Consider the following 18239-nt stretch of genomic DNA (forward strand, 5'->3'; position numbering starts at 1 on the left):
AGCTTTATTATTAGAAATATTAAAAAATATAGGAGTTAAAGATGGCCAAAGGAACAGTAAATAAGGTTATTTTGTTAGGTAGATTAGGTAATGATCCAGAAGTTAGAACTACTCAAAACGGTACTACAGTAGCTACACTAAGTATCGCAACTAATGATGGTATGGGTGAGAATATAACCACTGAGTGGCATAGAGTTGTTGTGTTTGGTAAGTCTGCAGAGGCTATCCAAAGATATGCAAATAAAGGTACACAACTTTTTATAGAAGGTAGGCTTCGTACTAACAAGTGGCAAGATAAAAACGGTAATATGCAATATACTACAGAAGTTGTTGTTAGTAATTTCCAGTTTGTCGGTGGTGGTAATTCTCAGGGTAGTTCAAACTACCAAAACAACCCTAATCCCAACTTTAACCAACAGCCTAATAATAGTTTTGCTCAAAATAATCAGCAACCAGCACCAAAACAGGATAAAATGCCTGATTTTGCTGAGATTAATTCATCAAACTTTGATGATGATATACCATTTTAATCATATATAGAATCATATCGAAATATAGTGTACTAACTGTCACTACTCACAAGATTATTATATAATATAGTTACTTCTTATTTTATTCTTCAATTCGTTTATGTCATACATATTAGTCTTAAATTGTGGGAGCTCATCAGTCAAATTTGCGCTTATGAATCCCCAAACATCAGAGTCACTTGTTACAGGTCTTGCCGAGAATATCGGAGCTAGTAATTGTAAGATAACTTTTAAAGCCCAGCAGAAAGTTCAGAAGCTTATAGAAAATGGTAAGTACAAAGATATTTTTGAGCTTTTAAAAGATTTTTTGGTAGAGAACAATTATTTAGAAAAAATTTCTGCGATTGGTCATAGAGTAGTTCATGGGGGCCAGTATTTTTCAAAATCTGTAATTATAGACAAAGATTCATTACAGAAGATAAAAGATTGTATACCTTTAGCACCTCTACATAATCCAGCGCATATTGAAGGTATCACATTTTGTCAGCAGATTTTCCCGAATCTACCTCAAGTAGCAGTATTTGATACAGCATTTCACCAAACTATGCCTGAGTATGTTGCAGAGTATGCGATACCTAGAGAGCTAACGTGTGAGCATAATATACGTAAATATGGCGCCCATGGAACTTCACATAAATACGTTTCTCAACAAGCTGCAAAAATATTAAATCAAGATGCTGCTAATGTGATAGTTGCTCACTTAGGCAATGGTTGCAGTATTACAGCTGTTGTTAATGGTAAAAGCATTGATACAAGTATGGGGCTTACTCCATTAGATGGGCTTGTCATGGGAACTCGTTCTGGCTGTATAGATCCTAGTGTTTTTGCATATATCGCAGATAATCTTGGCTGGAGTATCGCAGATATCACAAATATGCTAAACAAAAAAAGTGGTCTATTAGGAATCTGTGGTCATAGTGATATGCGAGAGGTTTCTGAGCTTGCTGATAGAGGTGATAAACTAGCTAAGCTAGCTATTGAAATATTTTGTCATAGGATTGCCAAATTTGTTGGTAGCTATATGATCTATTTTAAAGACTTTGATGGTTTGATTTTCACAGGGGGGATTGGTGAGAATGCCATTAATATTCGCAAAAATGTAGCTTCTAAGTTAGCGAATATAGGTTTTGAGATAGATGATGCTAAAAATGTGAGATCAGAAACATTTATAAGTACAGGAAATAGTCATAATATAATGGTTATTGCAACTAATGAAGAGCTTATGATAGCTCAAGAAACACAAAGTTTGATATAAGAGTTTGCTATGAAAAAATCAATATTTATCCTTCCAACATCAAAACATACGGGTCTTAGAATTTTGGCAAGTAGTGTGTTATATGCACTACAGCAGAAAGGATTAAAAGTTGGCTCATTTCACCCTATTTACGATATGGGTATGAGCATTGAACAGATAGAATCGTATTTGCTTAATAATCGTGTAAAAGACTATGTTGAAATAGTCATAAGTAAGTTTTATGAGAAGTGTCAAGATTCGGATTTTGCTGTAATATCGGGCCTATTTAGGCAAGGTAATAACTACCATAGATTATATCCAATCAATGTGGTTGTTGATGAGTTGAATATAGAGATTATAAAAGCTCTTGGTTTGGAAGTGATAATAGCTTCATACCATGGTAATAAGCCTATAAAGGATATCAATGATGAGCTTGATTATGTTATGCGAAGCCTGCCCAAGCAAGTTAACATTATGGGTGCTGTAATTACAAAGTTAAACGCACCTTATGATGATGACGGAAGAGTTAGTTTTAGTTTGACTGAAGAAGATATTAGCTATGACAAACAACAGCATGTAAGTATAGAGGAGCTCAAAGAGTTATCAGTATTTAAACAAAAAGGGTTAGCTCTTTTGGGTGTGGTTGAGTGGGATAAAGAAAGAACTTCGCCAAGAGTGTTAGACATCAAAAATATTCTTAAGCTGAAGCACATATCAGAGGTTGGCTTAGAGGCTCGAGTTGAAAGGGTAATGATGTGTTCGAGAGGAGTTGATAATTTTATAAGTGATTTGACTCCAAATTCTCTGGTTATAACTGCTGCTGATAGATCTGATATTTTAGTTACAATTTGCTTAGCTGCGAAAAATGGTATGAAAATAGCAGGAATTATCTTAACAGCTGAAGAATATCTTAATGATAAAGTCAGGGAGTTATGTGTAGAAACTGCTAAAAAATCAGGTTTAGCAATTCTGACAACAAAAAATAAAAGTGTAAATACAATTTTAAAACTTGCAAATATAGACCTAATGGGAATACCTATTGATGATAAAGAGCGTATTCAAAAAGTTAAAGAAGTAATATCTTCATCTCTAGATAGAGATGCGATAGTTAATTGTATTACTTCAGATGTCACTGAGCATCAGGTGATGTCGCCTCCAGCATTTAGATATCATCTTTTGAAGATGGCGCGGAAAGCTAAAAAGAGAATCATTTTACCAGAGAGTTATGAGCCAAGAACTTTGCAGGCAGCCAAAAACTGTCATGAACAGGGCTTGGCTGAATGTGTACTTATCGGTGATAGAGAGGAAATCTTTAAAGTCGCTGAGATGAATGGTTTTAGCTTACCTGAGAGTATCGAAGTTGTAACAGTTGTCGATGAAGCTGAGGCAAAATACCTAAAAACATTGGTGGAGCTTAGAAAGCATAAAGGGTTGTCTGAAAGTATGGCTAGAGATGCGCTAAAAGATCCAATAGTTGTAGCAACACTTATGCTTTATTTGGGTGAGGTTGATGGATTAGTGTCTGGTGCTGAACATACTACTGCAGCGGTTCTTAGACCAGCATTACAATTAGTCAAAACTAAGCCAAATTCATCACTAGTATCATCAGTATTTTTTATGTGTATGCCTGATGAGGTGATAGTATTCGGAGATTGCGCTGTTAATCAAGATCCTACAGCAGAGCAGTTAGTTGACATCGCGATACAAAGTGCTGAATCCGCTAAGAAGTTTGGCATTGAGCCTCGTGTTGCGATGATTAGTTATAGTACAGGTTCATCAGGTTCTGGGGTTCAAGTTGAAAAGGTGCGTAAAGCAACAGAGCTGCTTAAACAAAGTGCTCCTGATTTATTGGTAGATGGACCACTTCAGTATGATGCTGCTATGATCGAGAGTGTAGCGAAGAAAAAAGCTCCAAATAGTCCAGTTGCTGGTAAAGCTACTGTACTAATATTCCCTGATTTGAACACAGGTAACACTGTCTATAAAGCAGTCCAACGAAGTGCAAATGTATTAAGTATTGGTCCTGTGCTACAAGGTATAAATAAGCCTGTTAATGATCTATCTAGAGGTGCAACTGTAGATGATATAACTTATACAATTGCGATAACAGCTATTCAAGCAATATAAACCTAGGAGGCAAATATGTCTAACAAGCTTCTAAAAAAAGTGATAGATAAATACTCTTTTTCTGGTGCAAAAAGTTTTAATGTAGTTAATCCTGCTACAAATAAGTCAATTTGTCGTTTAGAAGAGAAATCCTCAGAGTATGTTGAGGATAGTATTCTAGTAGCTAAACATGCACAAAATATATTTAAAAATATTCCTTCAAGTGAAAAATCGAAGTTATTAGAAAAATGGTTTGATTTGATAATAGAAAATTCTGATGATTTAGCAGAGATTATCACACTAGAGAGCGGTAAGCCTCTCGCTGAAGCAAAAATAGAAGTTCGATATGGAGCTAGCTTTATCAAGTGGTATGCAGAAAAGGCAAAAAGAATAGATTCACGTATTTTTGATCCAAATATTAGTAATTCTGAGGGAAGGGTGGATTATTATCCTGTTGGTGTGGTTGCTGCAATTACACCTTGGAATTTTCCTCTTGCGATGATTACTCGTAAGGCAGCCCCTGCAATAGCTGCTGGTTGTAGTGTCATTGTCAAACCTGCTGAGTTAACGCCTTTGACAGCTTTTGCTGCGCGCGAACTTTTTGTTGAGGCTGGAGCTGATGAGAATCTTCTACAGATAGTTTGTGGGGATTCAAAGGTCATCGGTCATGAATTTCAGAAGAGTAATTTAGTCAGAAAAATCACTTTCACAGGATCAACAAGAGTTGGCAAACTCCTAATGCAGCAAGCAGCGGATACTGTTAAGAAAGTTTCTCTAGAGCTGGGAGGTAATGCACCATTTATAGTCTTCAAAAGCGCTAATATCGAAAAAGCTATCGAAGGTTTGCTAGCATCGAAAATAAGAAATGCTGGTCAAGTATGTGTAGCTCCAAATCGTGTTTTTGTTCATCAGTCTATAAAAGAAGATTTTATCGCTAGATTGAAGTCAGCTGTCCTTGATCTTAGACAAGGTAATGGGTTAGATGAAGGTATTAAAGTAGGACCTTTGATTAATGCCGCAGCTGTCGATAAAGTACAGTCTCATGTTGATAATGCTTTAGATAGCGGAGCAAAGCTAGTTTGTGGTGGTAGGATAAATCCAGAGCTAGGAGGCAACTTTTATGAGCCTACTATTCTAGATAATATGCAAGATAGTATGGTCATCAGTTGCGAAGAGACCTTCGGACCAGTTATAGCTATTTTTAGTTTTGAGTCTGAAGATGAAGTTGTCCAAAGAGCTAATAACACCAAGTATGGTTTAGCAAGCTATTTCTTCAGTAGTGATATGAACCAGATTAGAAGAGTGAGAAATGCTTTAGCTTATGGAATGGTAGGTATAAATTCAGGAGCTATCTCAAACGAGAAAGCACCATTTGGTGGGGTTAAGCAATCAGGCCTTGGTAGAGAAGGGTCTGATGATGGTATTTATGAGTTTTTGGAAGCTAAATATAGCTTACAAAACTTTATAAACTAGATTTTAGCTGACAGCTAGAGAAGGTACTTTAAGTAGATTTAATTATACTTCCATATTTAATCTCTATTTTCGTTAATTGACAATTAGGCAACAGTTATTGTAGAATCAAAAAATGTGTTATATCTTGAGTAATTTTTTGTGCCTGTAGTCGCTTTTGGAAGTTTAAATTTTCCGCCTTTTGTCGAATTATTGGTGTTCGCGGCGTTAATAATGTTAATAATAAAGCTACTTATTCCAAAATCGTTTTATGGAAAGGTTTTTTTGAATCGCTCTTGGTTTAACTTTTCATTGTTTTTTATCTGTTTAGCAATAGCTACATTTTTAGGAAGTATAATTTATGGATAAGATAAAAAAAATAATCTTAGGATTAGTGATAATTATAGTAGCACTTTTTTCTCTTTATTATGTTTGGATCTATTATATTTATTCTCCATGGACAAGAGATGGTAGGGTTAGAGCTAAAATTGTTACTATATCTCCAGATGTGTCAGGTTTCATTGTGAAATTAAATGTTAAAGATAATCAAATTGTAAAAAAAGGTGACTTGATTCTTGAAATAGATCCTTCTAGATACAAAGCACAGTTAGATGGAGCTAAGGCTAGAGTTGCTCAAGCAGAAATAGCGTTACATCAAGCTCAAGATCAATTTGATAGAAGAAAGAATTTAGTCATTAATAAGGGCATAAGTAGAGAGGATTATTCTAATGCAAAAATGAATGTTGATTTGAAAAAAGCTAGTTTTGATGAAGCTAAATCATCCGAAGAAATTGCACAAATTAACTATAATCGAACAAAAATTTATGCACCAGCTGATGGATATATTACTAATACTACATTAACAGAGGGTAATTATGTAACAACATCTGCTCCAATTTTATCGTTAATTGAAACAAACTCTTTTTATATTACCGGATATTTTGAAGAGACAAAAATCCCTAGAATAAAAGTTGGCAATAAAGTAAGAATAACCCTTATGAGTGGTACAGAGTTGTCGGGTGTTGTCGAAAGTATAGGGCGAGGAGTTGCTGATAGAAATACTGATACTAATAGACAGGCTCTTCCAGCTGTACAACCAACGTATAACTGGGTAAGGTTGTCAGCAAGGATTCCTGTTAATATCAAGCTTACTTCTGTTCCAGTAGACACTGTATTAAGTTCTGGTATGAATGCTACCGTAACAGTAGAATGAGTATGAACTATGTAGCTATTGGGAAACAGGTAGAGCTTTTTTTTAGTAAAGAAGCATTAATATATGCATTGAAAGGTTTTATAGCATCTTTTCTGGCTATATACATATCCATGGCTTTTGATTTGGGTCAACCACTGTGGGCTTTTCTTACGGCTTTATTTTTACATACTCGTTCAGAAACTGGTTTCATTGCTCAAAAAGCAGCAATAAAAGTTCTTATAACTGCTATTGCTGTAGTTGTTAGTTTTTCTATACTTGGTTTATTTTTACCATACCCATCATTAGCATTAAGTTGTTTAGCACTATATTTAGCTTTCATGGCTACCTTATCCTCAACAATTACAAATATAAACCTTATTTATGCTTTCACTATGGCTAATGTCACTTGTATAATAGTGGTGTTAGATTCTGTTGTAGGCGCACCAAACATTTCTGGTTATAGTATATTCCTAACAGTACACTCTAGATTAGAACAAATTCTTATTGGGGCTGCTTGTGCAACCGCTGTTAACTACTTATTTTTCCCAAAAAAAATTATAGATACTCTAAGTAAGGATTGTAAGACTATAGTTGATCAGAGTTTTGACTTATTAGAAGCGGTATTAAAGTATCAGAGTGAAAGAGATGAGTACGATAAGCATATTCAAAAGATACTGTCTACTCTTGTTGCTTTCGATAATAATTTAACTGGAGCTAAATATGAGGGATTAAAATCAAATAACTATTTATGTTTATCAAGTAAGGCTTTGGAACTTATTAAGGCTGCAAATAATTTTAAGTTAGATTTTGCTAGTATGGAAAATAATAGGTGTAGAGATGAGACCATAAATAGAGTTTTAACTAAGGTAAGTCAGCTCCGTGATAAATATAGTTGCTCATTAAAGGAAGAGATAAAAGAGTTAGAGAATAGTTTAAATATCAAGTCATTAAGCAATTTGATAGAAAGTCTATACGATGTTATTAAGGTGTATGATGATATTTTGAGTAAGAAAAACACAACGAACCAAAAGTATTATGTGCTTACTAACTACTATAATATTCCCTTGATAGTAACTTCTGTATTTAGATCAGTCTTGCTTTTTGGAGTTTTATCTTCTTTATGGATATATACAGAAAGTCCAAAAGCAGTGTTTATGATTATAATAGCTGCTATACTTTCTCAGATGGCGGCATTTACACCTAAAGCCCATTATGCTGCATTATTTGCGATAGTAGGATATGTGGCAGCTGTTCCAGGTGCCATTATCGCATTGAATATACTATCTCAGGCTTTGGGGTATTTTGAACTTCTAGTAGTGGTTTGTTTTATTCCTTTTTTCTTTGGTTTTTTACTTATACATTATAACCAACTGCTTGGTTTAGGATTTACCGGGGGTGTACTTTTGACGATATCACCAAGTAACCAGATGACTTTTAATATCGCTGATACATTAGGAACTGGAGCAGCGTTTTTAGTTGGTGTAATTGCGACAGGCTTAATATTTATGCTGATTCCACATCCGCAGAAGAAGCTAACACAAATGATTGCAACTAAGGCTTTGAGAAAAGATATTCGCAAATTTAGTAGATTAAAGATGTCTCATCAAGAATATTTAGCAAAAATAGCAAAAAAAATATTATGTATTTATGATAATAGGATATCTGATGACTCTATTTCCAATAGAAATTTAGATTTCGCCTTACGGTCATTATCATATCATCAAAAAGTTAAGGGTAATAAGTAGGTATAACGATGTATAAAAGATTTCAATTCTTATTATTAACTATGGTCGTTACTATTTTGGTTTCAGGGTGCAGTTTTTTTAATCCAGAATACCATAAGCCAAAAGTTGAAGTTCCTTCTCTTTGGAAAAGCCAAGATAAAAATATTGAATCAACTAAAGAATGGAATCTTCCTCAATTAGCATGGTGGAGAAACTTTAATGATCCGGTACTTAATAGCCTTATAACAACGGCTCTAAAAGATAATCAAAGTTTACAGGTATCTATAGGCAATATATTACAGGCAGAAGCTGAAGTAAAAAAGGCTAATTATGCATGGTTACCCACAGCGAGTGTTGGAGGAGGAGGGTTTATAGCTCTTCCTTTTGATATGTCTGGAACTGGTTTAGCAAAAGGTATTCAGGGGCAAACGTTAGGAGGCTCTTTTGCTGGAGTGATACCTAGCTATACTATCAATATTGCTAGAGAGTTTAAAATGGGAGAGATCACAAGGCTTGGCAAAGATGTTAATACTTGGGTTAAAGATGCGACTCGACTGTCTATTATTAGTCGCGTTAGTATTAGCTATTTTTCTTTATTAGCAGCTAAGAGGCAGTTAGAGCTTCAAGAACAAGAAATAAAGATTTTAGAGACTTTATATGAAGAGTCCCAATTACAGATTGAATCAGGTGTTTCTTCGCAGCTCAAGTCTGAGGAAAAGCATGAACTACTTTTATCTTCGAAAGCTAAAATAGCTCTTATAAAAGGTGATATTACTCATTTTGAAAATGCTCTACGTATTCTAACAGGTAGACTTCCGGGAAAAATTGACGTATCAAGAACATTTGAGGATATAAATGCAGATATTGTAGTTCCTGTGAATCTACCATCTAAAGTGCTTGAAAGTCGTCCTGACATTGCCATAGCCGAAGATAAGCTAAAAATAGCTAATGCAAATATTGGTTTAGCAAGATCACAATTTTTCCCTAATATTGATTTGACAGGATATTTTGGAAATGCAACATTAGCACTTGGCGAGTTAGCAACTTTAAATGCGTGGGCTTGGGCAGCTGCTGCTGTAGCAGCAATGCCTGTATTTAACATGAGTATTCTTGCTGACAGCGATAAAGCAAAAGTTCAGTATTATGAAGCCTACTATGATTACATCAGTACACTTCATCAAGCATTTCAAGATGTTGAAGATACTTTGGTAGATAGGTCAGCAAGTTATGAAAATCTTAAGAAAATGAGAATTTCACTTAAGTCAGCTGAAATTCAACATAGTATTTACCAGCAACAATATATGGCAGGCATAATTAGTGAAACTGAGTATACTCAGAAAGCATTAAATGAGATATATGAAAAAATGCTGGTTAATAACGCGAAATTAAGTACTCTGAATAGTGTTGTCAACTTGTATCAAGCCTTAGGTGCAGGATATAAGGTTGATGATTATAGTGATCCACATTATGATAATGAAGCTTTCGATAAGTAATAATCTATAATGTTTAATTTTTTCGTAGTAGAAAGACCAAATTAGGATGTTTTTTACTGTAAAATGTTGTTCTTGTATTTAGAATCATGTAACTTAGTTTCATAGCGCTGATTTATTTCAACTTGCGAGCGCTTTATAAATCCTGCTAAAACGAACATTTCTTTTAAGTTTTGTACCCCATCGTTTTAGTAGGAGACTTTTTGCAAATAATCAAAAAGTTTGTTTATTAACTAAAAACATGGAGATTTCCAAAAATGAAAAAAGAAAATCTACTTGAGAGGCTAGATAAAGGTCCTGTAATCTGTGCAGAAGGTTTCCTATTTGAGATTGAGCGTCGTGGCTATATGTCATCAGGCGAGTTTGTACCTATGGTGTCATTGGAACATCCAGAGGTTTTAGAAAATTTACATAGAGATTTCCAGCATGCTGGATCAGATATAGTAGAAGCTTTTACATACAATGGTCATCGAGAGAAGCTCAGGGTTATAGGTAAAGAGCATTTGCTTGAGAAGCTAAATAGAGAGGCGCTTAGAATCGCCAAAAAAGTTGCCGATACAACACCTGAGGGAGTTCAGCCGAATCTATTGGCAGGTAATATCTCTAACTCAAATATTTGGAAGCAAGGTGATCAAGAGTCTCAAAAAGAAGTAACTAGAATGTTTGATGAGATGATTACTTGGGCTGCCGAAGAAGGTGCTGATATTCTGATTGGAGAAACATTCTACTATGCCGAAGAAGCTTTTAGAGCTCTAGAAATCATGAAAAAGGCAAACCTCCCAACGGTATTAACTATAGCACCAATGGCTCAAAATACTATGCGTGATGGTTGGAGTGTTGTAGATACTTGTAAAGAGTTGGAGCAGTTAGGAGCTGATGTTGTTGGTCTGAACTGCTTTAGAGGTCCGCAAACAATGCTTCCTGATCTAAAGAAAATTCGTGAGGCTGTTAAGTGTCATGTCGCTGGGCTTCCTATTCCATATAGAACTACAGATAGTCATCCTACATTTTTTAATTTGCCAGATAATAATGGTTGTGGTTGTCCAGCACCTCATGGAAGAACTTTTCCAACAGCACTAGATCCTTTGTATTGTAATCGCTATGAGATTAGAGATTTCGCCAAAGAAGCTTATGAACTTGGTGTTAATTATTTAGGAGTTTGTTGTGGAGCAAGCCCTATGTTAATTAGAGAAGTCGCAGACGCTGTTGGCTTAACTGTTCCAGGTAGCAAATATAAAGAAAAAATGGAAAACCACTTTATGTATGGTACTAATAAACGTATTGCAAAACATATGCAAGAGTACGGCAATAAAGCATAAGAGAGTGACAAACTAGTCTAAAGAGCGCTGATTTATTTCAAATTGCGGGCGCTAGATAAAATCTGCTAAAGCGAAAACGTTAATAATATTGTTCTCATCGTTTTAGCAACTAAAAATTATGGGAGCAAAGAATGACCATTATAAATTCTAAAATCGATACTCTAGCTGTTCATGCAGGTAATCCAGGTGATTCAGCAACAGGAGCAGTAACCACGCCTATTTATACATCCTCTGTTTATCGTCAACAAAGTCCAGGAGGTGAAAAAGTTTTTGAATATGGTAGGGTTGGTAATCCTACTAGATCTAGTTACGAGCAAGCTATAGCTGAGTTAGAGGGAGCAAAAAAAGGCTATGCTTTTTCATCGGGAGTTGCTGCAATTAATGCAGTATTAGATATTTTAGGTGTAGATAGTCATATAATAGCTACTGATGCATTATATGGTGGTACTTATAGACTATTTGAAGAAGTTAAGAAATATTCATCAGGACTTCAAGCAACATATACGAATCTAAGTGACTTAGATAACTTGGAAGAAAATCTTAGAGAAAATACCAAGATGATATGGGTTGAAACACCATCTAATCCTTTATTAAGAGTGGTCAACTTAGAAAGATTAGGTCAGTTTTGTAAGAAACATGGTTTGATATTTGTCGTCGATAATACTTTTGCTACCCCTTATAATTTAAAACCTATATCTTTTGGTGCAGATATCGTTATACATTCAGCATCAAAGTATATAAGTGGACATTCAGATGTAATTAGTGGAATTGTTGTTGTCAACGATAATGACAAGCTGATTAAGAAGTTAGATCTTATTCATTTAGCCGGTGGAGCAGTATCAAGTCCATTTGATAGCTTTTTAGCTACTAGAGGGCTAAGAACATTAGCTTTAAGAGTAAGACAGCATAACTATAATGCTTTAACTCTAGCGAAATGGCTTGAGCAACATCGGTTAGTTAAAAGGGTATATTACCCAGGATTAGAAAGTAGTCCAGACTATCACCTTGCAAAAGCGCAAATGAATGGTTTTGGAGGCGTTTTAAGTCTTGAGCTAAATGGTAGTGATAACTTAGCAAAAACATTTTTAGAAGAGTTAGAGCTATTCGCGATAACAGTAAGTGCTGGTGGGGTTGAAAGCTTATCATCAATTCCTGCTTTAATGTCTCACTCATCCATTCCTAGAGAGATTAGGCTTAAACAAGGTTTAAGTGATGGTTTAATTAGACTCTCAATAGGTATAGAAGATGTAGAAGATCTTAAAAATGATATCGAACAAGCGCTTATAAAAGCAACTACAAAGAAAAGGGGTGTAGATGAAGTCACTGACTATAGCCAAGCAGTCTAAATATCCCCAAGGAATGGCTTATCTTTTCTTAACAGGCCTGTGGGAAAGATTTAGTTACTATGGAATCACAGCATTACTAATTCTATATCTATTAAAGTTTTTTGATATCTCTGATGCTAAAACTTATCTTATTTATGGGGCATATGCTTCGATGGTATATGGTACACCAATTATTGGCGGGATTATCGCAGATAAATATATAGGTCAATATAGATCTATAATTATTGGGGCTTCATTAATAGCTTTAGGACATTTTGTGATGATTGTCCCTAATTCACAGCATATTTATTTTTTCCTAGGTTTGAGTTTTGTTATAGTCGGTACAGGTTTGTTCAAGCCTAGTATTGGCGCAATAACAGGGGCATTGTTTACAGATACTGAATACAAAAGAAATGAAGGCTTCACCTTACTCTATATAGGTATGAATATTGGAGCAATAACCGCACCTATTATTTGTTCATATATAGCTGTGACAGTTAGCTGGAACCTAGCATTTGGTATTGCTGGGATAGGAATGTTAGTAGGTCTATTTATATTTATAAAAGGTTCAAGATACTATAGAGATGTCAAAGAAAATAAAAATTTGTTAGTAGAAAGATACAAGTTTACAGTAACGATAGTTATCGGTCTGTGTATCTTGACTGGTTTTATTTTTGTCTTACTTGCTTATCCTATCTGGGCAAGTAGAGTTTTATATCTAATAGGGATTACTACATTACTAATAATCCTATATTTTGTGAGAATTTCGGAAGCTAACGATAGAAGTAGGATATATATCACAGTTACACTAACTATTTTCTATATGATATTTATGATTCTGCTTCAGCAAAGTGGTGGTATGATGAATGTTTTTACAGAAAGGAATGTTAATAGAGTTATATTTGGATTCGATATTCCTGCTAGTGCTTATCAGTCTATAGAACCTTTCTTCATAATTCTTTTTGGCCCTTTGTATACGTATCTAAGCCGTAAATATGAAGCAAATCCATACACATACCCAACTAAATTTGCTAAGGGACTGTTTATCATGGGACTGTCATTTTTCATTTTAGTTGTAGCGATTCCTTTGACTGCTGAAAATGGTGTAATCTCATCATGGTGGATAAGTTTAAGCTATCTTTTTGAAGCTTTAGGTGAATTATTTATAGGACCAATAGGCTTGGCAATGGTTAGTGTGGTATCTCCTAAAAGAATGGTAGGGTTTTTTATGGGGGTGTGGGTCTTAAGCTCAGCTTTTGCTAACTTCCTAGCTGCAAGTTTTGGTATATTAATTAGTGGTGATGGTAAATCAGTTGCACTTGCTCCTGTAGAGACAATTCATATTTATTCAAAAGCATTTGGTTATTTTACTTTGTTAGGATGTGGTGCGGCAATTATTTTATTTATTTTATCACCATTTCTAAATAGAAGACTTAGGCAGTTGATAGTTTAGATTTTTAAATTAACCTCGACGCTTTAGTGTATATAGATCCTTACGTCTATCTCTTAGATTCTTGACACTACCAAACTGATTCAGCTCACGAAGTAGATTGATATCAACATCTGCAATCAGGATCATCTCAGTATTTGGCGTGGTTTCGGCTTTTATACCTGTAGCTGGGAAAGCAAAGTCACAAGGTGTAAATACCATTGATTGAGCATATTGGATATCCATATTGTGAACATTAGGCAGGTTACCCACGCTACCTGCTATAGCAACATAACACTCATTTTCAATAGCTCTTGCTTGTGCACAGTTTCTGACTCTTGAGAAGCCATTTTGAGTATCTGTCAAAAATGGTACAAAGAGTATATCCATACCATCTTCAGCGAGTATTCTACTTAATTCGGGGAACTCTGAATCATAGCATATTAATATACCGATTTTACCACAATCAGTATCAAATACCTCTAGCTTGTCTCCACCTTGTAGACCCCAAACCATCGCTTCATCTGGTGTTACATGCAATTTTTCATATTTCTCAACAGTACCATCTCTTCGACATAAATAGCCCACGTTGTATAGTCGCTCGTCTTTCATCTCAGGCATGCTTCCTGTGATAATGTTGATATTATAAGTTACAGCAAATTCTGAAAATTTATCAGTAATGGTTTGTGTATGTTTTGCTAATTCTCTGATAGCTTCAGGCTCTGATAAGTGGTTGTTTTCAGCCATAAGCGGAGCATTGAAAAATTCAGGGAACAGTGCGAAATCGGATCTATAGTTTGATACGGCATTTACAAAGTATTCGGCATGTTGCATTAGCTCATCTAGATTTTTGTAAGATCGCATTTGCCACTGAATTAGTCCAAGACGTACATCTTTTTTGATTGGAGCCGCTTCTTTTGCCTCCTCTTCATAGTAGATATTTGTCCATTTTAATAGTACTGCATAGTCATTAGACTCTATATCACCTTCCAAATATGATTTAACAACTCTGACAGGTTGAAAGTCATTACTCATCTGAAAGCGTAAAACAGGATCGTGTAGCTCTTGTCTTTTTAGTTTGTTGATGTATTGCTGAGGAGTCATCTTATCTGCATACTCATGGTATCCAGGTATTCTGCCTCCAATAATAATGCTTTTTAAGTTTAGTCTCTCGCACAGGTCTTTTCTATAATCGTAAAGCCTACGGCCTAGACGCATACTCCTAAATTCAGGTTTAACAAATAGATCAATACCATATAGAACATCTCCCTCATCATTATGAGTATTAAAAGTATCATTACCTGTAATTTCTTTATAAGTATGCTTATGACCAAATTTTTTATAGTCAACTATGATCGACAAAGCACAGCCAGCTAGCTGATCATTAACTTTTATGACGACCTGCCCTTCAGGGAACTTCTTTATTAGAGTATCGACTTGGTGGTCTTCCCAATAAGGATTTCTAATATTGTAAACCTCTATCATGGCCTCTTTGAGTTCTTGATAGTCATCGGAGCTTAGGTAGTCAAGTTTGATATTTTCTACGTTTATCATGTTTATATTTATTTGTTTAAATTAAAAAAAGTAGTAAAAAATATAATACTATAATGCTTTATGCTGTAAAAGCTTTAATAAAATTTAATTTTATATTCTTGGATTAGTAATTTTGTATAATTATCTGACATTTTATTTGTATCAACTTAGTCTTCTTTATTATTTCTTGCTATAATATCGTGATTAAATTTTGTCTATTTATTTTTTAAAAACTTTTAAAGGGTTGATTTAAATGAGAACACATTATACTTCAGATGTTAATGAGAAGTTACAAAATCAAAAAGTAACAATTTGTGGTTGGGTGCATAGACGTCGCGATCATGGTGGAGTTATTTTTCTAGATATTAGAGATAGAACTGGGTTGGTTCAGCTAGTTTTTAATCCTGAAAGCAAGGCTTTTAAAATAGCGGATAGCTTGAGAGGCGAGTTTGTAATTAAAGCTACTGGTACTGTCAATCTACGTCCAGAAGGTCAAGAGAACAAAAATCTTGCTAGTGGTAAAGTAGAAATCATTGGTGAAGACTTAGAGATAGTAAACAAGTCTAAAACAATTCCATTCCAGTTAGATGATTTCCAAGCAACAGGTGAAGATGTCAAGCTTAAGTATCGCTATATTGATTTACGCCGACCAGAGATGCAAAACAAACTAATTACACGTTCTAAAGCTATTAGATATGTGCGCAATTTCTTAGACGATAATGGTTTCTTAGATATCGAGACACCATTTTTGACAAAGGCTACACCAGAGGGTGCTAGAGATTATCTTGTACCGAGTCGTAATTTTAATGGTAAGTTTTATGCTCTTCCTCAGTCTCCTCAGTTGTTCAAGCAGCTACTGATGGTTTCTGGATTTGATAGATACTATCAAATTGTTAAGTGCTTTCGCGACGAAGATTTGAGAGCGGATAGACAACCAGAATTTACACAGATAGATATTGAGGCTTCATTTATAGATGAAGCTTTCATTATGTCAACTATGGAAAAAATGATTGCTGGATTATTCAAAGAAACTATTGGTGTTGAGTTTAAGACTCCTTTCCAAGTTATGAGTTTTGCTGATGCTATAGATAAGTATGGCTCAGATAAACCAGATTTAAGAATCCCTCTTGAGTTTGTAAATATCAAAGAAGATATGAAGAACGAAGAGTTCAAAGTATTCTCTGGCCCAGCAAATGATCCAGAAGCTCGTGTTATTGCAATGAGAATACCAGGTGGAAACGATAAACTTAGCCGTAAGAAAATTGATGAGTATACTAAGTTTGTTGGTATTTATGGAGCAAGAGGACTTGCTTATATTAAGATTAACTCACTATCTGAAGGTAAAGAGGGATTACAGTCTCCGATCGTGAAAAATATTTCTGAAGAGACACTATTCAATGTAATTGAAAAAACTGGTGCCCAAGTTGGTGATGTATTATTCTTTGGTGCAGCTAAAGCCAAGATTGTGAATGACTCAATGGGTGCTTTGAGAGCTAAAATTGGTGAAGACCTTGGCTTGTTTGATAAAGAGTGGGCACCATTATGGGTTGTTGACTTCCCAATGTTTGAAAAAGACGATAATCGCTTATATGCTATGCATCATCCATTTACAGCTCCCAAAGTTGAGTCTGTAGAAGAGCTATCAAATATTAATCCAGAAGACTTAAGCTCAAGAGCATATGATATGGTTATTAATGGTTATGAAGTTGGTGGGGGATCTATACGTATTCATAAAGAAGATATCCAAGCAAAAGTATTTAGTTTACTAGGTATCGCTGATGAAGAAGCTCGTGAGAAATTTGGCTTTATGCTTGATGCTTTATCGTATGGTACTCCTGTTCATGGAGGTATTGCATTTGGTGTTGATAGGTTGATTATGTTACTTACTAATACTACAAACATTCGTGATGTTATCGCATTTCCTAAAACTCAGACAGCTAGTTGTTTGATGACAGAAGCGCCATCTAATGTTTCTCTTGAGCAATTAAATGAGCTTGGTATAGCTGTTAAGAAAGAAGATAAATAATTTCTAAGTTAATTCTATTTTTCTCAAAATTATTATTACCTCTTGTTAGTTATCTAAGATAAAATTCTGTAAGTTAAGATTCTAAAATATCTTTATTGTCGGTTTTTGTCCAGTGAGCATTTGGTTTGTCTATATATTGAAAGTAATCACTAGTGAAAGCTCCCTGTATACAAGTTTCTCTACTATGTCTAAAAGTAGTATTCTCATTATTCATGATTGCTTCCATCACACCAGGACCTGTTAAATACCAAACGCCTAAATCAGATCTGTTAGCTTCGATATTTTTAAGAATAATATCAATATATTCTTTGATTTTTGAGTTATTAGGAGCGGCTGCAAAAAAATAGTTAGTTGCGTAGTACTTTTTAGACTCATCTGTTTCTTTTCTATGCTTAGCTTTTATAAACATTTCGTTATTTTCTTTCAAAAACTTCTCAGGTCTAGCAACAAGACAGCCATCCATATCTATATATAGACCACCATTTTTGTAGATAGCCAATAGTCTCCATAAGTCTGCTTTAGCTGCTCCGACTGTTAGCTTTTTATATGCATTTAGAGCTTCTGGATGATTTTCGGTAATATACTTATCTGCAGCATCATTATCCATGAATCTATACTCATAGCGTGGAGCCATAAAACGATTAAACAGATAGTTTACATATAGCGGTAGCGTTACCTTATTAGTGAAATTTGTTTGCCAAATAATTCTAGGAACATTTGACTCTTTGTTTGTTTTTATAAGTGGTTTGCTGTAGCTTGGAAGAGTAAATCTTTTTTTTGGGAAGATCTTATGAAAAAGCTTGGATACCAGTTTGACTATATTTCCTATAATTCTGATAAATCTACTGCGTATAATATCGACATTTAGCATAAAAATATAAA

13 protein-coding genes are annotated in these 18239 nt (G+C 34.8%); 11 read left to right on the forward strand and 2 right to left on the reverse strand.

Translation table 11 applies throughout. The annotated features are described in order from the left end of the window. Positions 1 to 41 precede the first annotated feature (41 nt). The 10 genes from F3D59_RS00830 (at position 42) to F3D59_RS00880 (ending at position 13822) form a co-directional block, all read left to right on the forward strand. Positions 42 to 530 (forward strand): single-stranded DNA-binding protein, encoded by a 489-nt coding sequence (locus tag F3D59_RS00830; RefSeq protein WP_013921903.1) that lies wholly within the window; start codon positions 42 to 44, stop codon positions 528 to 530. 100 nt (positions 531 to 630) lie between these two features. Next, positions 631 to 1785, forward strand: coding sequence for an acetate/propionate family kinase (locus tag F3D59_RS00835; protein WP_150463434.1), 1155 nt, complete (start codon positions 631 to 633; stop codon positions 1783 to 1785). Positions 1786 to 1794: 9 nt separating this feature from the next. Beyond that, entirely contained in the window at positions 1795 to 3891 is a 2097-nt protein-coding gene (gene pta, locus F3D59_RS00840) for a phosphate acetyltransferase (protein WP_150463435.1), read from the forward strand. Between the two features lie 15 nt (positions 3892 to 3906). Then, positions 3907 to 5343 carry an NAD-dependent succinate-semialdehyde dehydrogenase gene (locus F3D59_RS00845; RefSeq protein WP_150463436.1) on the forward strand — a complete coding sequence of 479 codons (1437 nt, stop codon included), beginning with the start codon at positions 3907 to 3909 and terminating at the stop codon, positions 5341 to 5343. Between the two features lie 337 nt (positions 5344 to 5680). Next, a complete protein-coding gene (locus F3D59_RS00855) occupies positions 5681 to 6532 on the forward strand; it encodes an HlyD family secretion protein (protein ID WP_150463438.1) in 852 nt (283 codons plus the stop codon). Positions 6533 to 6534: 2 nt separating this feature from the next. Beyond that, complete coding sequence (locus F3D59_RS00860; protein ID WP_191092406.1) at positions 6535 to 8256, forward strand: FUSC family protein; 1722 nt, start codon at positions 6535 to 6537, stop codon at positions 8254 to 8256. 8 nt (positions 8257 to 8264) lie between these two features. Then, positions 8265 to 9728: a TolC family protein gene (locus F3D59_RS00865; protein ID WP_150463440.1), complete on the forward strand. Its 1464-nt coding sequence runs from the start codon at positions 8265 to 8267 to the stop codon at positions 9726 to 9728. A gap of 254 nt (positions 9729 to 9982) precedes the next feature. Further along, complete coding sequence (locus F3D59_RS00870) at positions 9983 to 11044, forward strand: homocysteine S-methyltransferase family protein (protein WP_150463441.1); 1062 nt, start codon at positions 9983 to 9985, stop codon at positions 11042 to 11044. A 131-nt stretch (positions 11045 to 11175) separates the two neighbouring features. Next, complete coding sequence (locus F3D59_RS00875; protein ID WP_150463442.1) at positions 11176 to 12390, forward strand: trans-sulfuration enzyme family protein; 1215 nt, start codon at positions 11176 to 11178, stop codon at positions 12388 to 12390. Further along, positions 12359 to 13822 (forward strand): peptide MFS transporter, encoded by a 1464-nt coding sequence (locus F3D59_RS00880; RefSeq protein WP_150463443.1) that lies wholly within the window; start codon positions 12359 to 12361, stop codon positions 13820 to 13822. The genes F3D59_RS00875 and F3D59_RS00880 overlap by 32 nt, the downstream gene beginning before the upstream one ends. A 9-nt stretch (positions 13823 to 13831) precedes the next feature. Here F3D59_RS00880 and F3D59_RS00885 read toward each other — a convergent pair whose 3' ends face one another. Further along, positions 13832 to 15352: a carbon-nitrogen hydrolase family protein gene (locus F3D59_RS00885; RefSeq protein WP_150463444.1), complete on the reverse strand. Its 1521-nt coding sequence runs from the start codon at positions 15350 to 15352 to the stop codon at positions 13832 to 13834. Positions 15353 to 15584: 232 nt separating this feature from the next. Between F3D59_RS00885 and aspS the strand changes: the two genes are divergently transcribed. Next, positions 15585 to 17357 carry an aspartate--tRNA ligase gene (gene aspS, locus F3D59_RS00890; protein ID WP_150463445.1) on the forward strand — a complete coding sequence of 591 codons (1773 nt, stop codon included), beginning with the start codon at positions 15585 to 15587 and terminating at the stop codon, positions 17355 to 17357. Between the two features lie 73 nt (positions 17358 to 17430). On the opposite strand, the gene F3D59_RS00895 is transcribed toward aspS, so the two are convergent. Further along, on the reverse strand, positions 17431 to 18228 hold the full coding sequence (locus F3D59_RS00895) for a glycosyltransferase family 32 protein (RefSeq protein WP_150463446.1): 798 nt from the start codon (positions 18226 to 18228) through the stop codon (positions 17431 to 17433). Positions 18229 to 18239 lie beyond the last annotated feature (11 nt).

It is taken from the genome of Francisella sp. XLW-1 (genome assembly GCF_008711455.1).
GTDB classification, from domain to species: Bacteria; Pseudomonadota; Gammaproteobacteria; order Francisellales; family Francisellaceae; genus Francisella; species Francisella salimarina.